This window comes from Umezawaea tangerina, from assembly GCF_003002815.1.
In the GTDB taxonomy this organism is placed as follows: domain Bacteria; phylum Actinomycetota; class Actinomycetes; order Mycobacteriales; family Pseudonocardiaceae; genus Umezawaea; species Umezawaea tangerina.
The window spans coordinates 426,446-441,007 of the sequence record NZ_PVTF01000003.1 but is presented as its reverse complement, the minus strand read 5'-3'; the positions used below and the strand labels follow the sequence as shown (position 1 = coordinate 441,007).

The window sequence follows — 14,562 nt, the reverse complement described above, 5'->3', positions numbered from 1 at the left end:
TCATCCCGCGGATTCCCGATTCGCGAGGAGCCTCCGGATCAGCTGTTCCACCAGTTCGGCGTCCGCATCGTCCAGCAGATCGATGTTGGGAGCGAGCTTCTTGACCCTGGCGGAGAACTCGGAGTTCTTCTCCACTCCGTACCAGTCCGCGGCGATCATCTCGCTCACCCGCCCTGGCGTGGTCCCGAACAACTTGGCGATGCCGTGAACCGCTTCGGGCGTCGGTGGGCCGACACGAGTCTCGCCAGGACCTCGCCAGGGCCCGTACTCGACGACGTTCCTCCACCAGCCGTGCGACCGAGCGCGATCGCTCAGCACGGACATGGAGATGTAGTCCTTCCCACCGATGGCGATCCGCCTGGCTGCTTCCCGAAAAGGACCGTCTGCCATGATTGCAATCTAGCACATGTGACGAATTCGATAGAAGATAATCGGTCATCACCCGAAGTGGAAACGCCGAAGGGACCCGGAAACGCCGGAGGGCCCGACCGGAAACCGGTCGGGCCCTCCTCGGGAACTCAGGTCAGAAGGAAGCCATCTTCTTCTGCAGGTTCTCGTCCAGGGTCGCGAGGAAGTCCTCGGTCGTCTGCCAGTCCTGGTCCGGGCCGACCAGGGCCGCGAGGTCCTTGGTCATGCGGCCGCTCTCGACCGTCTCGACGACGACCTGCTCCAGGGTCTCCGCGAACTTGGTGACCTCGGGGGTGCCGTCCAGCTTGCCGCGGTGCTTCAGGCCACCGGTCCACGCGTAGATCGACGCGATCGGGTTCGTGGAGGTGGGCTTGCCCGCCTGGTGCTGGCGGTAGTGCCGGGTGACGGTGCCGTGGGCGGCCTCGGCCTCGACGGTCTTGCCGTCCGGGGTCATCAGGACCGAGGTCATGAGGCCCAGGGAGCCGAAGCCCTGCGCGACGGTGTCGGACTGGACGTCGCCGTCGTAGTTCTTGCACGCCCAGACGTAGCCGCCCTCCCACTTCATCGCGGCGGCGACCATGTCGTCGATCAGGCGGTGCTCGTAGGTGAGGCCCTTGGCGTCGAACTCCGCCTTGAACTCCTCGTCGAAGATCTTCTGGAAGATGTCCTTGAAGGCGCCGTCGTACGCCTTGAGGATGGTGTTCTTGGTCGACATGTAGACGGGGTAGTTGCGCTGCAGGCCGTAGGCGAACGAGGCGCGCGCGAAGTCCTCGATGGACTTGTTGAAGTTGTACATGCCCATCGCCACGCCGCCGTCCTCGCCGTAGTTGGCGACGACGTGCTGGATCGGCTCGGAGCCGTCCGCGGGCTGGAAGGTGATGGTGAGCTCACCGGCGCCGGGGACCTTGAAGTTGGTCGCCTTGTACTGGTCGCCGTGGGCGTGGCGGCCGATGATGATCGGCTTGGTCCAGCCCGGCACCAGGCGCGGGATGTTCGAGATGATGATGGGCTCGCGGAAGACGACGCCGCCGAGGATGTTGCGGATCGTGCCGTTGGGCGAGACCCACATCTTCTTCAGGCCGAACTCCTCGACGCGCGCCTCGTCGGGCGTGATCGTCGCGCACTTGACGCCGACGCCGTGCTTCTTGATGGCGTTGGCGGCGTCGATCGTGACCTGGTCGTCGGTCGCGTCCCGGTGCTCGATGCCCAGGTCGTAGTACTCGAGGTTGACGTCCAGGTACGGGTGGATCAGCTTGTCCTTGATGAACTGCCAGATGATCCGGGTCATCTCGTCGCCGTCGAGTTCGACGACCGTGCCCTGCACCTTGATCTTGCCCATGTTTGCGGACTGCTCCCTTCGAGTTCCTACTCGCGACCCGCGCAAGCGGTACAAGCGTACTGCTAAAGCGCCGTGAACGTCGTGTCACCGTGATGCAACCGACGTCCGATCCCCGCGAGCCTGCCATGGGCCGCTCGAACGCGCGGAACTGACCGGTAGGTTCCGGTGATCACCTACGCTTCCCCGAAAGAGTGATCTTGGGGGGAAGCAGAGTTGTCCACGGGACCGACCCACGCCATGAGCGGGCTCCTGGCCTGGTCCGCCGTCACCGCCCTCGCGGCGAACCACCCCATCGGACAGCTCCACCCGCAGGGGTGGGTCGTGGGCGCCGTGCTGGCGACCGGCGCGGCGCTGCTGCCCGACCTCGACCACCCCGGCTCGACCGTGTCGCGGACGTTCGGCCCGCTCACCGAGGGCATCTCCGGGGGCGTGAGCGCGGTCAGCGCGTTCGTCTACCGGACCACCCGCACCAAGCGCGACTCCAAGCGCACCGGCGGCCACCGCGGGCTCACGCACACGCTGGTGTTCGCGCTGTTCGCCACGGTCGGCACCACGGCCATCGTGCAGACCAGCCAGAAGTGGGTGCTGCCGCTGCTGATGTTCGTGTTCGCGGGCCTCGCGGTGCGCGGGATCATGAACGACTGGCACCCCAAGCAGGACTCGCTGCTGATCACCGCGGCGTCCGCCGGGATCACCTGGCTCTGCCTGTCGTGGACCGAGCGGACCGCGGCCAGCGCGGCGGCGTGCGGGGTCGCGGTCGGCATCGGCTGCGTGGCGCACTACCTCGGCGACGCGATCACCGAGCAGGGCTGCCCGATGCTGTGGCCGATCCCGCTGGGCGGCAAGACGTGGTTCAACGTCGCGCCGCCGAAGGTGATGCGGATGAAGACCGGCGGCACGGTCGAGATGGCCGTCGTCGGGCCGATCATCACCGTGCTGTCGGTGTGGCTCTCGGCCGCCGCGCTGCAGAACGCGGGCGTCCTGCCGTTCCTCGGCGGGTTCGACCTGCTGCCCGTCTGAGCAGGCGTTCACCGACCAGCCATTCGGCGGCTACCCCGATATCACCCGATCGGACTAACCTCCACGGCCAACACCCCTTGCCGAGGAGGCGCCAGTGCAGGGCAGCACCTGGCTGGGTCTGGACGCGGACCACCGGACACCGCACGACGTCGACACCACGGCGCTCCAGCTGCACGCCGCGCTGCTCTACGCCGCGCGCGTCGTGTGCGCGCACGAGGTCGACGGGCACCACGCGATGTCGTTCCGGCTGGCCGAGCCGCCGTCGGAGAACACCGTCTCCACGCTGGTCGAACGCGGCTACGGGGTGGCCGTGCACAACGGGTCGCTGCAACGGCTGGCCGGTCCGGAGGCGCTGCGGCGCGGTGCCCTGCGCGCCGCCATCGCCCACCGCGACCGCGTCGAGGGCCGCGCGCTGCGGTTCCCCGGCCAGCGTGCGCTGCGCGGCCGCCACGGGGTGTCCGACGTGATCGCGTTCAGCGCGATCGACGAGGTCCTGCCGCACGGCGTCAAGAGCGTCGACGCGCGCGGCGACCTCCAGCCGTCGTTCCGGCACGGGAAGCTGGTGCTGGTCTGCGCCTTCTAGCCGGGGTGGGCTCCCACGGTGTCGCGGATCTCCGCGCCGAGGCCGCTCGCGCCCTCGCGGGCGCAGTGGGCGCAGCAGAAGAACCGGCCCTCGACCTCGACGCCGTGGCCGAGGATGCGGCAGTCGCAGTGCTCGCACCGGGGTGCGAGGCGCTGGATCGCGCACTCGAAGCTGTCGAAGGTGTGCACACCACCGCTCACGGTGTGCACCTCGAAGGCCATCCAGTAGTCGTTTCCGCAGACATCGCAGGTCGCCATGGCGGGGAGCCTGGGGCAGGTCCGGTGACCCCGCAACTTTTCAGGTGTCGAGCTCCGCGACGAGCTTCTTCGGCGCCACGGCGCGGTAAGCGTCCTCCACGAGGTCGCCGACGACGTCCCAGTCGACCGGGACGTCGAGGTAGACGCCGAGCCAGCCGCGGTGGCCCACGTAGGGCGGCCGGAAGTAGTGCTCGGGGTCGCTGTCGACGAGCAGCTCCTGCACGCCGGGCGGTGCCGCGCACCAGAAGCCGACGCGGTCGTCGTGGTGCTGGTTCGCGTAGCTGGCGAAGCTCTTCCTGCCGCGCACGAACCAGGCGGGCTCGCCGTGGCTGAGCCGTTCGCTGGTCTCCGGCAGCGCCAGGCACAACGGGCGCAACCGGTCGAGCGGGTCGGTCCCCATGGGGTGAATCCTGGCGCACCGGCGAGCGGTGCGCTGACCACCGACCCTTGCAGGGTGGGTGGGTGGTCAGCGCACCCTGGTCGACCGGCGTCGTCCCGACCGCCGTGACCAGCTCACCACCGGAGGACTTCCGGAAGAGGTCGTCGTCGAGGTGCTGGTCCGCGTCCCGGTACCGACGACCGGCCGGAGTCGTCGGGGTGTTCGGAGCGTGACCAGTCGGACACCCTCAAGTTAAGTGGACTAGACCACTGAGTCAATGGCCGACACCCGTTCGTCCGGCGAACCGGGAAGGTCCACGTGGATGAGCCGGTTTCACCGTGGTTCTTCCGGCGATCGTCAACCGGGGCCGTCATCGGGTCGACGTGGTGCGCACGAACGCGGTCCAGCGCTGTCGAGGCCGACGAAGGCGGGCACACGGGCGAAGGCCCACCGGCCGGGGACCGCCGGGTGGGCTTGCGGGGGCATCGCCCCGACGAACACGGACCAGGCCGGACTCGAACCGGCGTCCTCCCTCTGGTAGCAGAGGGCGCGACAACCACTGCGCTACAGGTCCCCGTGAGCCGGGCCGGATTCGAACCGGCGTCCTCCCCCCCGCGAGGGGGACGCGACAACCACTGCGCTACCGGACTCAGCCACCAGCTTAGTGGTTGGGAGTAGGAGCGTCCGCAGATCAAGCCCATCGGAGCAATCGCGGGCAGCACCGGGTGACCGTCAGCGGGCCGGGTGATCAACTCCGGTGGCCTCGTTGGTCGGGTTCGGTGCCACACAATAGGGTCTGCGCGGCGGGGTCACTGACGATGGGCGGTTTCGTGCGCGCGGTCGACTACTACGAGGTGCTCGGTGTCGGGCGCAGTGCGTCCACCAGGGAGATCAAGTCCGCGTACCGCGCGCTCGCCAAGGTCATGCACCCCGACGCCGGTGGCAGCGGGGACGGGTTCCGGACGCTGCAGGAGGCGTACGAGACGCTCCAGGACCCGGTGCTGCGGTTCCACTACGACCGCGCGGGCTCCTCGGGCGCGGTGGCGCTGCGGACCGGCACGTCCACCCGTTCGCGCAGGGCCGGGCGCACGGGGCGGCTGCGGAACTTCGGCGACGACCCGTCGTTCGTGCCGCCGAAACCGGTCGTGGACATCGGCGACATCCCGTGGTGGCACCTCGTCGACCTGACCCAGCGGGTTCGGTACGTGCCGACCAGCGGCCCCGGTCACGCGCCCGCGCTGGCCGCGGTCGGCGGGTGGCTGCTGCTGTTGCTGCCGGTGGTGACGCTCGGGTTCTCGCTGCTGCTGCTCGTCGTGTGGCTGCCGCTGGTGGCCGCGGCCGCGACGGCGGCGTTCAAGCTGGTCCGCAAGTACCTGCGGACGATGCGGGACGACCGGGTGTTCGCGGGCCGCTACGACACCGGCGTCGTCTACGGCGAACCGGACGAGCGGCTGTGCGAACGGCTCAGCGCGGAGGTGCTGCGCGCCTACCTGACCAGGCTGCCGGGCGCGCGGATCTTCCACGGGCTGGCGTGGCCGGGGTCGGTGTTCGCCGACATCGACCACGCCGTGATGTGCGGGCGGCGGCTGGTGCTGGTCGAGTCGAAGTCGTGGCTGCCCGGCCACTACGGCTCGGACGACGACGGCACGCTCTGGCGCAACGGCCACCCGTTCCGGGGCGGCGGCACGATGCTGCCCGAGGGCATGGCGGCCTACCAGCGGGCGTTGCCGGACTTCGAGGTCCGGTGCGCGCTGCTGATCTACCCCAGCCGGGCGGGCGAGATCACCACCGACGAGGCCGAGGGGCAGGTGGTCGTCCCGATGACCCCCGACCAGTTCGTGGAGGACATCGGCGAGTGGTTCGCCGAGGACCCCACGACGGTCGACCGGGACGCCCTGCGCCTCGTGCTGGACCAGGTGGTCGCTCAGGCCCGCGCGGCGGGTGCCTGAACCGCGACCAGGTCGTCCGGGCCCTTGCCCGCGAGCTGGCGCGCGGTGTCGACGTAGAGGTCGAGCAGCAGGCTCATGTCGACGATCTTGCGCCGCACCTGGTCGGCCTTCGTGCCCTCCTTGGTGAACGGCGGCGGGAAGAGCGTGATGCCCTCCCACGGTGCCGCGCGCACGGCCTCGGAACGCCAGTCCGGCCAGTAGCAGTCGGCGTAGAACTTGGTCAGCGCGCCGCCGAGGAACCACTCCAGCATGCCGCTGTAGGTCGAGTCGATGCTCTCCCACTCCAGCGTGTCCGGAGCCCAGTACCAGAGCCCGCCGGGCGGGCCGTCCAAGGCGGTGCCGTTGAGTGCGAAACGACCGCCGAGCAGGTCGTAGCCGACGGTCATCTTGCCCACCTCCTCGTACTCGCCGAGGGCGGGCAGTGCCCCGCCGCCACCGAGCAGGCGGACCCAGTTGTCGATGATCAGACCGCCGGTGTGCAGGGCGATCGCGCCGAGGGCGGAGCCAGCGGTCACCTGGAGGCGGTGCAGCGTGCGCTGCGCCGACTCCGGGCCGACCGGCAGGACCTCCACCGACAGCTCGGACTTCGCGATCAGGCCTTGCACCCAGGGCCATGCGGGACGGTCGACATCGACGAGCTCCTCGACCGGACGTGGTGCGCTCACCCGCCTATTCTCACCTACTCCGGGCCTCCAATCACCCGTTCCGGGGGTCCGAGCTTCCGAACTTCTACCGGACGTAACCGTGGGGAAGAACACGTAACGTTTGCGACGTTCCGGGCGAACGCTGTTCACAGGCCTCTGAGCAGGCATTGTGCGCCCGATCGTGATCGACCTCGAGTCGACAAGTCGATCAGCCACCTCTGTAGTTTGGCGCCATGAGCGCCGACCTGGTGGGCCGATGGAGCATCGAATACGGCTACCACAGCGCCATGGAGGACGAGGAGCTCGTCCTCCGGGCCGACGGCACCGGCTGGTGCGAGTGGTCGAGGCCGGGGCTCACCGAGTTCACCGCGTTCGACTGGGAGCCCACCCGGCCGGGCGCGGTCCGCGTCACCCCCACCCGCGCGGCGCGCAGCGAGTCCGAGGAGCTCGTGGAACTGGCCGTGCCCGACCCCGTCGAGGTCGACTACACCGTCGTCGAGGAGACGCGGCCGCTCTACCCGGGCATGGAGGTGCTCGCCCTCCGCCTGCCGCTCCCGTTCGCGGTGTTCCCCAACGAGAGCTACGGGCTGTCCCGCCGGGAGACCCCCGACGGCGACCGCCCCCACATCTCGTGGCTGGACGACGAGCTGTAACCGTCCCGGCCTCGTAATCGCGGTGGCCCCGGCCTTACATTGCCAACGGGCCCACTAGTCAGTTCGGAGCGTTACACCCATGCAGTCGCATCACGAGTTGGTCGGGACGCAGGTCTGGCGGACGGCGTTCGACCACCAGGTCCGCCTCACGCTGGTCGAGCACCCACGACTCAGCGCCGAGCTCGTCGTGGAAGTCCCCTTCGAGCTCTGCAACGGCACCGGCGCCACCCACGAGATCAAACCCGGCGAACCCGGCACCCTCTCCCCCGTCCTCGGCCTGTTCATGAAGACGGTGACCTCCATCGACGTCACCGACGACGAATCCCTCACCCTCCGCTTCGCCGACGGCTGGTCCCTCTCCGCCCGGCCCGAAGGCGACTTCGAGTCGTGGAGCATCGTGGAGCTCTAGCGCGTCCACGAACCGGTCGAACCCAGCACCCGGCCAGGCCCCTCACCCCCTGGTCCCGCGGCCCCAGTACCCACCTCGACCAGGCAGATCACCGAAGCCCCGTGAGATCCTCCCCCTATGACCAGAACCCTCTGCCTGGCGCAGGATCCGGCGTCGGATGAGTTGCTTGCGAGTGATCCGTTCGCGCTGCTGACCGGCATGTTGCTCGATCAACAGATACCCATGGAGAAGGCCTTCAAGGGGCCGAGGGTGTTGTTGGAGCGGCTTGGGTACTTCGAGCCGGGGCGGGTTGCGGAGACGGATGAGGGTGTGTTCGTGGCGGTGGCGTCGAAGCCGCCGGCGATCCACCGGTTCCCTGGGGCGATGGCGAAGCGGGTGTTGGAGTTGGCGCGGTTCGTGGTGGAGCGGTACGACGGGGACGTGCGGAAGATCTGGGAGGAGGGGGACGGGGAGGCGGTGTTGGGGCGGTTGAAGGGGTTGCCGGGGTTCGGGGAGCAGAAGGCGAAGATCTTCCTGGCGTTGCTGGGGAAGCAGATGGGGGTGGAGCCGGAGGGGTGGAGGGAGGCCGCTGGCGCTTACGGGGAGGTGGGGGCGCGGCGGAGTGTGGCGGACGTGGTGGACGCCGTGTCGCTGGGTGAGGTGAGGGAGTTCAAGAAGGCGGCCAAGGCGGCGGCGCGGAAGACGTAAGGTCTGCGCGTGCACATTCCGGGTCTGACCAACCTGCAACCGTTGGGGCAAGGCGGGTTCGCGACCGTCTACCGGGCTCACCAGGAGCAGCTCGGGCGCGATGTCGCGGTGAAGATCGACAACCGGGTGCTGGCCGGTGAACGGGACCGGCGGCGGTTCCTGCGGGAGGCGCACGCGGCGGCGCGGTTGTCGGGGCACCCGAACGTGGTGGCGGTGCACGACGCGAACATCACGCCGCAGGGCATGCCGTACATCGTGATGGAGCTGTGCACCGGCGGGTCGTTGCACGACGTGCTGAAGAAGAACGGCCCGCTGCCCTCCGAACAGGTGCGGCAGCTGGGGGTGGCGCTGGCCGACGCGCTGGCCGCGGCGCACGCGGAAGGCGTGCTGCACCGGGACATCAAGCCCGCGAACATCCTGGTCGACCGGTACGGCACGGCGAAGCTGGCGGACTTCGGGTTGGCGGCGCTGCTGGACGCGGCGGGCGACAGCACGGTCACGCGCGACGCCCTGAGCCCGAGCTACGCGCCGCCCGAGGCGTTCGCGATGGCGGCGCCGACGGTGGCGGGTGACGTGTACGCGCTGGCCGCGACGCTGTACGACCTGCTGGCGGGCAAGCCGCCGCGGCCGGTGCCGTGGCCGATCGAGTCGTTCGACCACCTCGGCGAGGTGCTGCGCCGCCCGGTGCCGCCGGTGCCCGGTGTGCCGGAGGACTTCCACAACGCGCTCGCCCGCGCCCTGCACCCCGACGTGTCGGCGCGGACGCCGACGGCGGCCCGGCTGCGCGACGAGCTGCGCGGCGCGGTCCCCACGTCTCCCCCACCGCAGCCGGTCGCCTACGCGCCCGTCGCCCCGCCACCGCCCGCCAGGAAGAAGCGGGCGGTGGCGGTCGTGGCCGCGGTCGTCGCGGTGCTGCTGGTCGGCGGCGGCGTGTGGTGGGCGCTCTCCCGCGACGGCGGCACCACCACGGCCACGGGTCCGGGCAGCAGCACGAGCGCCCCGCCGAAGGTGGACGAGACCAAGGCGCCGCCGCCGTACCTGAAGGCGTGCGCGACGGGGTTCTGCGTCGAGGAGGCGTCCTGCTACCGCGGGACCGTCAGCATCGGCGGCCAGGCCGCCACCGCGCGGCGCATCAGCGACTGCTCGCAGGAGCACTACTGGGAGGCGTTCGCGGGCGGCTGGCTGTCCGGCAAGATCCCCAAGGTCGGCCCCGACGAGCTCGCGGCGTCCCCCGAGGTCGTCGGGATCTGCACCAAGGAGGCGATGACGGCGAACACCCGGCCGAACGTCGACACGTCGACCTGGCAGATCGTCGCGATCGGCTTCGAGGACGACGAGCGCAACTACTTCCACTGCCTCGCCTCGCCGTCCGAGGGCGGCGAGACGACGACCAGCGCGTTCGGCTCAGGCGGCTAGCAGCACGGGCTCCGGCGCGCGCGACCTGCGGTTCGCGTGGACCAGCAGGCCGAACGCGACCAGCGCCAGCGCGCCCGCGATGGGCGGGAGCAGCGTGATGCCGACGGTGTCGATGACGAGCCCGCCGAACAGGCCGGAGATGCCGACGCCGAGGTAGATGGCGGAGGCGTTGAGGGACAGCAGCAGGCCGCTGTTGGTCGGCGCGAGCTCGATCAGCCAGTTCTGGATGGGCGGGTTGACCGACCAGGTGAACAGGCCCCACACGAACAGCGCGACGCCCGCGGTGGCGGTGGTCGTGGCGGTCAGCGGCAGCGTGACGAGGACGGCCGTGAAGACGGCGAAGACGACGAACAGCAGGCGGCGGCTGCCGAAGCGGTCGGTGAGCCTGCCGCCCAGCGAGTTGCCGATCGCGCCGCCGACGCCGTAGGCGAACAGCAGCAGCGAGATCACCGTGCCGTGCACGCCCGCCGTGGCGGCCAGCAGCGGCGAGATGTAGGTGAACACGCTGAACGCGGCCAGGCAGGCCAGCACGGTCATCGCGAGCACGGGCACGACGCGGCGGTCGGCGGCGGCGGCGAAGCGCTCGCGCAGGCTGACCACGGGCGGCGCGGCGACCTGCGGCACACCCAGCCGGACCACGCCCGCGGCGACCAGCGACGCCACGCCGACGGCGGCGAACACGCCCTGGTAGCCGAGCGACCCGCCGAGCAGGCTGCCCGCCGGGACCCCGACGATCAGCGAGAACGTGAGCCCGCCGAACACCGTGGCGACCGCGCGGCCCCGGTGCTCCGGCGTGGTCAACGCGGTCGCGACCAGCGTCGCGGCGGGCGTGTAGGCGGCGGCGCCGAGGGCGCTGACGACCCGTGCGACGAGCAGCAGCGGGTAGTTCGGGGCGAGGGCGGACAGGACGTTGCCGAGTGCCGAGACGAGCAGCGCCGCGACCAGCAGCTTGCGCCGGTCCCAGCGGCCGGTGAGGGCGGCGAGGGCGGGGGCCGCGACGGCGTAGGACAGCGCGAAGACGGTGAGCAGCTGCCCCGCGGTGGACAGCGAGACGTCCAGCTCCCGGCTCACCGCGGGCAGCAGGCCGGACAGGATGTAACCGCTCGTGCCCACGGTGAAGGCGCCGGCGGCGAGCAGGTAGGTGCGCGCGGACATCGGACTCCCAGCATCGGTCATTGGTTCGACGGCAACCGTACTACGACTTTCATCGAACTACGACGGATATCGTACGATGGGAGACATGGACCACGCCCTCCCGCACCCCGAGCCCGACGAGATCCGCATCGAGGCCGTCCTCCAGGCGCTGGCCGACCCGGTGCGGCTGACGATCGTGCGGGCACTGGCGGAGTCCGAGACGGGGATCGCGTGCGGGTGCATCGAACTGCCGATCAGCAAGTCGACGCGGACCCACCACATCCGGACGCTGCGGGAGGCGGGAGTGGTGTGGGTGCGGGCGGAGGGGACGTCGCGGATCAGCACGTTGCGGCGGGAGGATTTGGACAAGCTGTACCCGGGGTTGTTGGACGGGGTGCTGTCGGCGCGGCGGTGATGGGTGGGGGGTGCCGGGTGGGGCTGATGCGCGGGGAGTCGTGTGTGGGGCGGTTCGGTGGTCTGGGGCTGCCAGGGGGTTCCGAGGCGTAGCGAGTCCCGTGCGTGGGGTGGCTCGGTGGGGTTGTGCGTGGTTCGGAGGCGTAGCGAGTCACGAGCGTGGGTGGCTCGGTGGGTTTGTGCGTGGTTCCGCCGATGCGCAGCGAGTCCTGTACCTGAGTGGCTCGGTGGGTTGTGCGTGGTTGTCGAGGCGTAGCGAGTCCCGTACCTGGGTGGCTCGGTGGGTTGTGTGTGGATGTCGAGGCGTAGCGAGTTCGCCTGGTCCGTGGCTGGGTGGGGGTTACGACCCGCGGTGGTGTGGTCGATTTGACTTGGGGCCCCTCTTTTTGGGCCTCGTCGGGCGAAAAAGGGCAGGTGGTAGAGCCTGCCCGCCGACCAATTTTAGGCCCAAAAACCCCAAGTAAAATCGACCACGGTTGCGTGCTTTTCGTTGCGTACCAGCGGCTTGCGCGGGCCGGACGTTGGTTGGCGCGTTGCTTACCAGCGGCTTTCGCGGGTTGGACGTTGGTTGGCGCGTTGCTTACCAGCGGCTTTCGCAGGCCGGTGTTGTTGGTGTTGTTGGTGTTGTGGTGGAAAATCGCTTGCCACGGTCCGTAGCGTGGATCACCGTGCGTGTGTGGGCTAGTAGTCATCTCCGGCTCGTGGTGGCTGGGTTTCGGAGGTATTCGACTTACCGGCAGGCGATGGTCGCGGGTACGGCGACGAACGTGGTGTTCGGGTTGTTGAGGGTGGCCGTGTTGTTGGCGGCGTTGGGGTCTACGGCGAGTGGGCGGATCGCCGGGTACGACGTGGCGGCCACGGTGACGTACGTGTGGCTCGGGCAGGGGTTGTTGGCGTTCGTGGTGTTGTGGGGGGATTCGGCGTTGGCGAACCGGATCCGCAGCGGTGACGTGGTGGTGGACCTGTACCGGCCGTGGGACCTGCAGACGGCGTTGCTGGCCGAGGACCTGGGGAGGGCGGCGTACTGCGCGGTGACGCGGTTGGTGCCGCCGGTGGTGGTCGGGGCGCTGCTGTTCCCGTTCCGGTGGCCCGCGCCGGAGCGGTGGCCGGTGTTCGTGGTGAGCGCGGTGCTGGCCGTGCTGGTGAGCTTCGGGATGCGGTTCCTGGTCAACGCGTCCACGTTCTGGCTGCTGGACAACCGGGGCGTGGTGGCGTTGCACGGGGTGGGGACCGGGATCCTGTGCGGGTTGAACGTGCCGTTGGACTTCTTCCCCGAGTGGGCGCGGTTCGCGTTGTGGTTCACGCCGATGCCGGCGATCATGCAGAGTCCGATCGACGTGTTCATCGGCCACGGGTCGCTGTGGCTGGTCGTGGGGCACCAGGTGTTCTGGGCGGCGGCGCTGTTCGGGGTGGGCAAGGTCGTGCTGGCGCGGGCCGTGCGGAAGGTCGTGGTGCAGGGTGGCTGAGGCGATCTACCCGAGGATCCTGCACGCCCGGCTGCGCGGGCAGCTGTCGTACCGGGCCTCGTTCCTGCTGGACTGCCTGGCGCAGGCCGTCGCGCAGGGCGGGGAGGTGGTGGTGATCCTGGTGCTGTTCAACCGGGTCACCGCGCTCGGCGGGTTCTCCGTCGACGAGGTGCTGCTGGTGTACGCGCTGGCGAGCACCGCGTTCGGGCTGTCGGACCTGTTCGCCGGGCAGCTGAACGCGCTGCCCGCCTACATCCGCGAGGGCACCTTCGACGTGCTGCTGCTCCGGCCGTTGGGGACGTTGCCGCAGGTCATGGTGTCGGACCTGCCGCTGAAGCGGATCGGACGGGTGTTCACCGGGCTGGTGGTGCTGGGCTACGCGCTGCCGCACAACGACGTCGTGTGGACGCCCTGGTCGGTCGGGCTGCTGGTCGTGACGCCCGTGGCCGGGTCGGTGATCTTCAGCGGGATCTGGGTCGTCGCCTGCTCCGTGTGCTTCTGGCTGGTGGACGGGCAGGAGCTGGCGAACACCGTGACGTACGGCAGCAACACGTTCACGTCGTACCCGATCAGCGTGTACTCGGGCTGGCTGCGCAGGCTGATGGCGTTCGTGGTGCCGGGCGCGTTCGTCGCGTACTACCCGGCGCTGGCCCTGCTGGACAAGCCCGACCCGCTCGGCGGTCCGGGCTGGCTGGGGTGGGTGGGACCGGTGGTCGCCGTGCTCGTCGCGGGGCTGGCCGGGCTGGTGTGGAAGACAGCCGTGCGGCACTACCGGGGGACTGGGTCATGATCGAGGTGCGCGACCTGCGCCGGGAGTTCCGGATCAGCGAGAAGGCCGGGTTCCTGCGGCGGGCGCACCGCACGGTGGCCGCGGTCGACGGGGTGAGCTTCGACGTGGCGGCCGGTGAGGCCGTCGGGTACGTCGGGCCGAACGGGGCGGGCAAGTCGACGACCATCAAGATGCTGACCGGCATCCTGGTGCCCACGTCGGGGACCGTGCGGGTGTCCGGGGTCGACCCGTCGCGGCAGCGCAAGGAGCTGGCCCGGCGGATCGGGGTGGTGTTCGGGCAGCGCAGCCAGCTGTGGTGGGACCTGCCGCTGGCCGACAGCTTCGAGCTGCTCAAGGCGATCTACCGGGTGTCCGGACCGGACTTCGCCAAGCGGCTCGCGGAGTGCGCCGACCTGCTGGAGCTGGGCCCGTTCCTGACCACGCCGGTGCGGCAGCTCTCGCTCGGGCAGCGGATGCGCGGCGAGGTCACCGCCGCCCTGCTGCACGCGCCGGACCTGCTGGTGCTGGACGAGCCCACGATCGGGCTGGACCTGGAGTCCAAGGAGCGGCTGCGCGAGTTCCTGGCCGAGCTGAACACCAGGCGCGGCACCACGTTGCTGCTCACCACGCACGACCTCGACGACATCCAGCGCCTGTGCCCGCGGCTCGTGGTGATCGACCACGGGACCGTCCTCGCGGACGGCCCGCTGGCCGACCTGAGCGCCGAGGTGAGCCCCGAACGGGTCCTGGTCGTGGACCTCGACGTCGCCGTGGAGCCGCTGGCGGACCTGCCCGGAGTGGTGTCCGTGCGGACGGAGCTGGGCGGCAGGCGGCAGCACCTGGCGTTCCGCCGGGACGTCACGACGGCGGCCGCGCTGATCGCCGCGGTGGCCGCCCGCGCGGAGGTGCACGACCTGTCCGTGGTGGAGCCCGAGATCGACGACGTTGTCAGGACGTTGTACGCGCGGCGCCACGCCGACCGGAGTGTCGGTAATGTCGGAGTTCCGCACGACAGTCGATGAAGACGAAACTGGA

The 14,562-nt window shown here is 70.0% G+C and carries 17 protein-coding genes, 1 tRNA gene and 1 pseudogene; 11 read left to right on the top strand and 8 right to left on the bottom strand.

Going from position 1 to position 14,562, the window contains the following annotated elements; genetic code table 11:
* On the bottom strand, positions 1–390 hold the full coding sequence (locus CLV43_RS47080) for a hypothetical protein (RefSeq protein ID WP_146174748.1): 390 nt from the start codon (positions 388–390) through the stop codon (positions 1–3).
* Positions 391–523: 133 nt separating this feature from the next.
* Entirely contained in the window at positions 524–1,747 is a 1,224-nt protein-coding gene (locus CLV43_RS12450; protein WP_106187249.1) for an NADP-dependent isocitrate dehydrogenase, read from the bottom strand.
* Positions 1,748–1,960: 213 nt separating this feature from the next.
* Here CLV43_RS12450 and CLV43_RS12445 point away from each other — a divergent pair, with 213 nt between their 5' ends.
* Complete coding sequence (locus CLV43_RS12445) at positions 1,961–2,767, top strand: metal-dependent hydrolase (RefSeq protein WP_106187248.1); 807 nt, start codon at positions 1,961–1,963, stop codon at positions 2,765–2,767.
* 94 nt (positions 2,768–2,861) lie between these two features.
* Positions 2,862–3,350: a hypothetical protein gene (locus tag CLV43_RS12440; protein ID WP_106187247.1), complete on the top strand. Its 489-nt coding sequence runs from the start codon at positions 2,862–2,864 to the stop codon at positions 3,348–3,350.
* Here CLV43_RS12440 and CLV43_RS12435 read toward each other — a convergent pair.
* The 4 genes and pseudogenes from CLV43_RS12435 to CLV43_RS12420 form a co-directional block, all read right to left on the bottom strand.
* Positions 3,347–3,607 (bottom strand): Prokaryotic metallothionein, encoded by a 261-nt coding sequence (locus CLV43_RS12435; protein ID WP_106187246.1) that lies wholly within the window; start codon positions 3,605–3,607, stop codon positions 3,347–3,349. The genes CLV43_RS12440 and CLV43_RS12435 overlap by 4 nt on opposite strands.
* Before the next feature lie 40 nt (positions 3,608–3,647).
* Positions 3,648–4,007 (bottom strand): MmcQ/YjbR family DNA-binding protein, encoded by a 360-nt coding sequence (locus tag CLV43_RS12430; protein WP_106187245.1) that lies wholly within the window; start codon positions 4,005–4,007, stop codon positions 3,648–3,650.
* Between the two features lie 479 nt (positions 4,008–4,486).
* Positions 4,487–4,560: pseudogene (locus CLV43_RS12425) on the bottom strand.
* Positions 4,561–4,563: 3 nt separating this feature from the next.
* A tRNA-Ala gene (locus tag CLV43_RS12420) sits at positions 4,564–4,637 on the bottom strand.
* Between the two features lie 167 nt (positions 4,638–4,804).
* Here CLV43_RS12420 and CLV43_RS12415 point away from each other — a divergent pair.
* Positions 4,805–5,935, top strand: a complete 1,131-nt coding sequence (locus tag CLV43_RS12415; RefSeq protein ID WP_245886350.1) for a J domain-containing protein — start codon at positions 4,805–4,807, stop codon at positions 5,933–5,935.
* Here CLV43_RS12415 and CLV43_RS12410 read toward each other — a convergent pair.
* A complete protein-coding gene (locus CLV43_RS12410; protein ID WP_170155815.1) occupies positions 5,911–6,600 on the bottom strand; it encodes a DUF2625 family protein in 690 nt (229 codons plus the stop codon). The two genes, CLV43_RS12415 and CLV43_RS12410, sit on opposite strands and share 25 nt — an antisense overlap.
* Before the next feature lie 212 nt (positions 6,601–6,812).
* On the opposite strand from CLV43_RS12410, the gene CLV43_RS12405 reads away from it, so the two are divergent.
* The 4 genes from CLV43_RS12405 to CLV43_RS12390 all read left to right on the top strand — a co-directional run bounded on the left by CLV43_RS12405 (position 6,813) and on the right by CLV43_RS12390 (position 9,744).
* Positions 6,813–7,232, top strand: coding sequence for a hypothetical protein (locus CLV43_RS12405; protein WP_106187243.1), 420 nt, complete (start codon positions 6,813–6,815; stop codon positions 7,230–7,232).
* Between the two features lie 79 nt (positions 7,233–7,311).
* On the top strand, positions 7,312–7,641 hold the full coding sequence (locus CLV43_RS12400) for a DUF6188 family protein (protein ID WP_146174746.1): 330 nt from the start codon (positions 7,312–7,314) through the stop codon (positions 7,639–7,641).
* 117 nt (positions 7,642–7,758) lie between these two features.
* A complete protein-coding gene (locus CLV43_RS12395; RefSeq protein WP_106187241.1) occupies positions 7,759–8,328 on the top strand; it encodes an HhH-GPD-type base excision DNA repair protein in 570 nt (189 codons plus the stop codon).
* Positions 8,329–8,337: 9 nt separating this feature from the next.
* Entirely contained in the window at positions 8,338–9,744 is a 1,407-nt protein-coding gene (locus tag CLV43_RS12390; RefSeq protein ID WP_106187240.1) for a serine/threonine-protein kinase, read from the top strand.
* Here the strand turns inward: CLV43_RS12390 and CLV43_RS12385 are convergent.
* Positions 9,733–10,899, bottom strand: a complete 1,167-nt coding sequence (locus CLV43_RS12385) for an MFS transporter (protein ID WP_106187239.1) — start codon at positions 10,897–10,899, stop codon at positions 9,733–9,735. The genes CLV43_RS12390 and CLV43_RS12385 overlap by 12 nt on opposite strands.
* An 85-nt stretch (positions 10,900–10,984) precedes the next feature.
* Here CLV43_RS12385 and CLV43_RS12380 point away from each other — a divergent pair, with 85 nt between their 5' ends.
* The 4 genes from CLV43_RS12380 to CLV43_RS12365 all read left to right on the top strand — a co-directional run bounded on the left by CLV43_RS12380 (position 10,985) and on the right by CLV43_RS12365 (position 14,549).
* Complete coding sequence (locus CLV43_RS12380) at positions 10,985–11,293, top strand: ArsR/SmtB family transcription factor (RefSeq protein WP_245886349.1); 309 nt, start codon at positions 10,985–10,987, stop codon at positions 11,291–11,293.
* A 742-nt stretch (positions 11,294–12,035) separates the two neighbouring features.
* A complete protein-coding gene (locus CLV43_RS12375; protein ID WP_106187237.1) occupies positions 12,036–12,758 on the top strand; it encodes an ABC transporter permease in 723 nt (240 codons plus the stop codon).
* Complete coding sequence (locus CLV43_RS12370; protein ID WP_106187236.1) at positions 12,751–13,548, top strand: ABC transporter permease; 798 nt, start codon at positions 12,751–12,753, stop codon at positions 13,546–13,548. Before CLV43_RS12375 ends, CLV43_RS12370 begins: the two co-directional genes overlap by 8 nt.
* Positions 13,545–14,549, top strand: coding sequence for an ABC transporter ATP-binding protein (locus CLV43_RS12365; protein WP_106187235.1), 1,005 nt, complete (start codon positions 13,545–13,547; stop codon positions 14,547–14,549). The genes CLV43_RS12370 and CLV43_RS12365 overlap by 4 nt, the downstream gene beginning before the upstream one ends.
* Positions 14,550–14,562 lie beyond the last annotated feature (13 nt).

Coding starts and splice junctions, on each gene's coding strand:
- CLV43_RS12380 (WP_245886349.1), top strand. CDS start 10,985: ATGGACCACGCCCTCCCGCACCCCGAGCCCGACGAGATCCGCATCGAG.
- CLV43_RS12400 (WP_146174746.1), top strand. CDS start 7,312: ATGCAGTCGCATCACGAGTTGGTCGGGACGCAGGTCTGGCGGACGGCG.
- CLV43_RS12375 (WP_106187237.1), top strand. CDS start 12,036: ATGGTCGCGGGTACGGCGACGAACGTGGTGTTCGGGTTGTTGAGGGTG.
- CLV43_RS12395 (WP_106187241.1), top strand. CDS start 7,759: ATGACCAGAACCCTCTGCCTGGCGCAGGATCCGGCGTCGGATGAGTTG.
- CLV43_RS47080 (WP_146174748.1), bottom strand. CDS start 390: ATGGCAGACGGTCCTTTTCGGGAAGCAGCCAGGCGGATCGCCATCGGT.
- CLV43_RS12435 (WP_106187246.1), bottom strand. CDS start 3,607: ATGGCGACCTGCGATGTCTGCGGAAACGACTACTGGATGGCCTTCGAG.
- CLV43_RS12450 (WP_106187249.1), bottom strand. CDS start 1,747: ATGGGCAAGATCAAGGTGCAGGGCACGGTCGTCGAACTCGACGGCGAC.
- CLV43_RS12405 (WP_106187243.1), top strand. CDS start 6,813: ATGAGCGCCGACCTGGTGGGCCGATGGAGCATCGAATACGGCTACCAC.
- CLV43_RS12430 (WP_106187245.1), bottom strand. CDS start 4,007: ATGGGGACCGACCCGCTCGACCGGTTGCGCCCGTTGTGCCTGGCGCTG.
- CLV43_RS12415 (WP_245886350.1), top strand. CDS start 4,805: ATGGGCGGTTTCGTGCGCGCGGTCGACTACTACGAGGTGCTCGGTGTC.
- CLV43_RS12385 (WP_106187239.1), bottom strand. CDS start 10,899: ATGTCCGCGCGCACCTACCTGCTCGCCGCCGGCGCCTTCACCGTGGGC.
- CLV43_RS12365 (WP_106187235.1), top strand. CDS start 13,545: ATGATCGAGGTGCGCGACCTGCGCCGGGAGTTCCGGATCAGCGAGAAG.